General features: G+C 26.3%; 5 protein-coding genes and 1 other annotated feature. Of the genes, 4 read left to right on the top strand and 1 reads right to left on the bottom strand.

Annotated elements, in window-relative coordinates; translation table 11 throughout:
• The first annotated feature begins 201 nt into the window (after positions 1 to 201).
• From N4A48_RS05510 to N4A48_RS05500, 3 genes are all read left to right on the top strand, one after another.
• A complete protein-coding gene (locus tag N4A48_RS05510) occupies positions 202 to 837 on the top strand; it encodes an HDIG domain-containing metalloprotein (protein ID WP_293664833.1) in 636 nt (211 codons plus the stop codon).
• A gap of 234 nt (positions 838 to 1,071) precedes the next feature.
• Complete coding sequence (locus N4A48_RS05505; RefSeq protein ID WP_293664832.1) at positions 1,072 to 1,542, top strand: glyoxalase/bleomycin resistance/dioxygenase family protein; 471 nt, start codon at positions 1,072 to 1,074, stop codon at positions 1,540 to 1,542.
• Positions 1,543 to 1,598: 56 nt separating this feature from the next.
• Entirely contained in the window at positions 1,599 to 1,796 is a 198-nt protein-coding gene (locus N4A48_RS05500) for a hypothetical protein (protein WP_293664831.1), read from the top strand.
• Positions 1,797 to 1,892: 96 nt separating this feature from the next.
• On the opposite strand, the gene N4A48_RS05495 is transcribed toward N4A48_RS05500, so the two are convergent.
• A complete protein-coding gene (locus tag N4A48_RS05495; protein WP_293664830.1) occupies positions 1,893 to 2,192 on the bottom strand; it encodes a hypothetical protein in 300 nt (99 codons plus the stop codon).
• A 205-nt stretch (positions 2,193 to 2,397) separates the two neighbouring features.
• Positions 2,398 to 2,645, top strand: a binding site (T-box leader).
• 143 nt (positions 2,646 to 2,788) lie between these two features.
• Here N4A48_RS05495 and asnA point away from each other — a divergent pair.
• Complete coding sequence (gene asnA, locus N4A48_RS05490; protein ID WP_330665055.1) at positions 2,789 to 3,799, top strand: aspartate--ammonia ligase; 1,011 nt, start codon at positions 2,789 to 2,791, stop codon at positions 3,797 to 3,799.
• Positions 3,800 to 4,022: the final 223 nt, after the last annotated feature.

Raw genomic sequence — 4,022 nt, 5'->3', positions numbered from 1 at the left:
TTTCGATATTTTGGATAGAATAGTTATTAAGCTCCAACATATTGAAAGCCTCCTTTATAAAAGTTTTTTGATTAACTTTAGGTTTTCATATTTGTTGGAGTTTTATTATTTGAAAAATTTAACTAGCACAACGGGTTAAATAAATATTATTATATTTATATGAAATAATATTTAATAAAGCATATTTTTTAGGAGGTTTTTATGAATTCTAATATAGAAATATTTAAAGAGTGGTATAATCATTTATTAAATGATAGTAAGCCTTCAATATATTTTAATCAGATTAAAAATAATGGTATGTTAGATGAATATCCATTTTCAATGCTAAAAAAACTAGAAGATACTCCTCAATCTGAGAAATATCATCCTGAAGGAAATGTATGGAATCATACTATGATGGTACTTGATATTGCTGCCGATAAAAAAAGATTTAGCAATAACCCAAGTGTATTTATGTGGGCAGCTTTACTTCATGATATAGGTAAGCCACCTACAACTAAAGTAAGCAAAAAGAAAATAAGATCATATAACCATGATTCAATAGGAGCGAAGTTGGCAAGAGAGTTTTTAGTTGAATTTACAGATGATAATAAATTTATAGATGAAGTGTGCATTCTTGTAAAATGGCATATGCATTTATTATTTGTAGTGAAAGATTTACCTTTTGCTAAAATAGATGAAATGCTATCTGAAACAACTGTTGAAGAATTGGCCTTATTTGGAACTTGTGATAGATTAGGTAGAGGTAATATGTCTGAAGAAAAAATAAAAGAAGAAGATAAAAACATAGATATATTTATAAAAAAATGTAAACAGCATTTGCAAAACAAAAAATAGAATTAATCTAACAATGATTAATCACATTTAAATTAAGTTTCACTTTATACCTCATATTATATCAAAAATTAGAAAGAGATTTTAAATAAGAAAATGCTCTGGACTTAGACACTCTGACTTCGTAAAAAAGTATGAAAATACAAAAAAATATAATAATTTAATAGAAATATGTGGTATAATACATAGCATGATTTTATTCATAGATACAAAATACAATTATTTGGAGGTATTGATATGAAATTTAAACTGCCACTATTAGCGGTTAAAAATGTTAATGTTTCTAAAAGATTTTATCAAGAACTTTTTAATCAGAAAGTGGTTCTTGATTTAGGGAAAAATGTAACTTTCAATGGTGGATTTGCAATACAAGAGGATTTTGCATGGCTTGTAGATTTACCGGTTGGTTCTGTCATAGAAAAGTCAAATAATATGGAATTATATTTTGAAGTAGATGATTTTGATGAATTTATGCAACGACTGGAAAAACATAAAAATATTGAATATGTTCATCAACCTAAGAAACATGAGTGGCAACAACGTGTTGTTCGGATTTATGATCCAGATTATCACATTATTGAGATAGGAGAGTCGATAGGAGTTATAGCAAAACGTTATCTTAATGAAGGCTATTCTATAGAGCAAACATCACAAATTATTCAACATCCCACAGACTTTGTTAAGATGTTTATTAAAGATAACGATTAATCACATTATACTTTTTGATACCATATATTATATCAAAAAGTAGGAGGACATCTTAAATGGAAAAATGTTCTAGATTTAAACACTGTGGGTTTATAAAAAAATATAAAGATACAGGGAAATACAATAATTTAATAGAAATATACTGTAAAGGTAAGAAAAAGGAAAAGTGTAAACGCAAAGAATTTAATGAAAAAAATGGATACTCTCCAGATGATAATATGCTCCCTAATGGAAAAATAGGAAAGTTAAAATAAATAAAAATGCATATATTGCTAATTAGCAATATATGCATTTTTATTTTAAAATTTAAGTTCCAATAGAAAAGTTTACATAATATTTCAAATGTAAATTTAATTTTGCTTTGTTTGGAAACTTATATATTGCAAAATAAGCTGATTGTATTCATTTTTATAATATTTAAATTCTACATATTTGTTTTCATTTAATATATTTTCTATAAAATATGGCTTTAACTTAGCGGTTAATCTGAATACTAATATTTTATTATTTGATTTAATCTCTATAGAGTTATCATCTATCATTCCGTTATAGTAACCTGTAGATATATATTCTTGAGTACTATTAAATGTAAATCCAACTAGGCTAGATAATAATATAAGAATTAATAAACAAATAAATGTTTTTTGCATATGTTTGTCCTCCTTTGAAAATATAAAATTGAATCTTTAAAATAATAAATTCGATTGTATTTGTTTTAATATATGCCAGTACATATATATATATTCCTAGTTGATACAAAGTTTATACATAAAAAGTTTATACATAAAAAAAAATTATTATATTGACAATTTTAAATAATGAATATATAATACATTTTATAGATAAACAATTGATTTAAAGACTATGAAGAGAAGAGTAACTATATTGATTTTATTTCAGCGAATCGATGGTGGTGAGAGATCGATATAAAAAATATAGCGAAGAACATCTCTGAGTTTCTAACTGAAATCGTATGAGAGTAGGCTTAGACGGATTTAAACCGTTATAGTTAGGCAGTATCGAGTTATTTATTCCGTACTTGTTAAAGTGAGCTTAAAGCTAATTAGAGTGGTACCGCGGAAGTCAAACCTTTCGTCTCTATATTTATATAGAGATGAAAGGTTTTTTTATTATAAAAAAAAGTATTTATTCATTAATTAAAAAACATGGCCATGTTTAAATATAGTGATTAATTATAATTTTATAACTACTAAAAATCAAACAATAAATAGGAGGAATGAATATTATGTTAGAAAGATTAATAATACCTACAGGATATGAGCCTAAATTAGGACTTAAAGAAACTGAGATTGCTATAAAACAAATAAAGGATTTTTTCCAAATAAACTTATCAGATAGATTAAACTTAACTAGAGTATCAGCACCGTTATTTGTAAAACCTGAATCAGGACTTAACGATAACTTAAATGGAGTAGAAAGACCGGTATCATTTGATGTTAGAGGAGACAATAATTCAGAAGCAGAGATAGTACATTCTTTAGCTAAGTGGAAAAGAATGGCTTTGGCTAGATATAAATTTGATGTGTATGAAGGTTTATATACAGATATGAATGCTATAAGAAGAGATGAAGATTTAGATAACCTACATTCAATATATGTAGATCAATGGGATTGGGAAAAAATTATAACAAAAGAAGATAGAAACGATATGTATCTAAAGGATGTAGTTAAAACTATATTCAGTGTCTTTAAAGAAACAGAACAACGTATGTATGAATTATATGATATAGAAAAAGTTCTTCCTGAAGAGATTTTCTTTATAACATCACAAGAGTTAGAAGACAAGTATCCAGGGTTCACTGCTAAAGAAAGAGAATCTGCAATAGCAAAAGAAAAAGGTTCTGTATTCATAATGAAAATAGGAGATTTATTAAAATCAGGAGAAAAGCATGATGGAAGAGCTCCGGATTATGATGATTGGGAATTAAATGGAGATATAATATTCTGGAACCCTGTATTAGAGAGAGAGTTTGAACTTTCTTCAATGGGAATAAGAGTAGATAAAAAAGCTTTAGAAAAGCAACTTTCTTTAGCTGGTTGTGAATCAAGAAAAGAATTTGAATTCCATAAGATGTTGTTAGAAGATAAATTACCATTGACAATTGGTGGTGGAATAGGTCAATCTAGAATCTGTATGTTCTTCTTAAGAAAAGCACATATAGGAGAGGTTCAAGCTTCTATTTGGCCAAAAGAAATGCTAGCTAAATGCGAAGAGCAAAATATATTTTTATTATAAAATTATAAAAAAAAGTCTACCTTTGAAATATTTTTAAAAAGGTAGACTTTTTAATTAATAAATCTATTGTGCTAGTTGAAATCAATTTACTTAATATGGTAAATTGATTTCAACAAAAAAATATCCTCTTAACTTCAAACGTATGGTTATATTATCCAAATGCTAAAGACTTAATTCTTGATATATCTTCATCTTTTCCAAGTAATTTATTTATAAAGAATGA

The sequence above is a fragment of the Tepidibacter sp. genome (genome assembly GCF_025210165.1).
GTDB lineage: Bacteria > Bacillota > Clostridia > Peptostreptococcales > Peptostreptococcaceae > Tepidibacter_A.
Note: the sequence above shows the minus strand (reverse complement) of the source record. Positions and strands in the feature narration are given on the sequence as shown.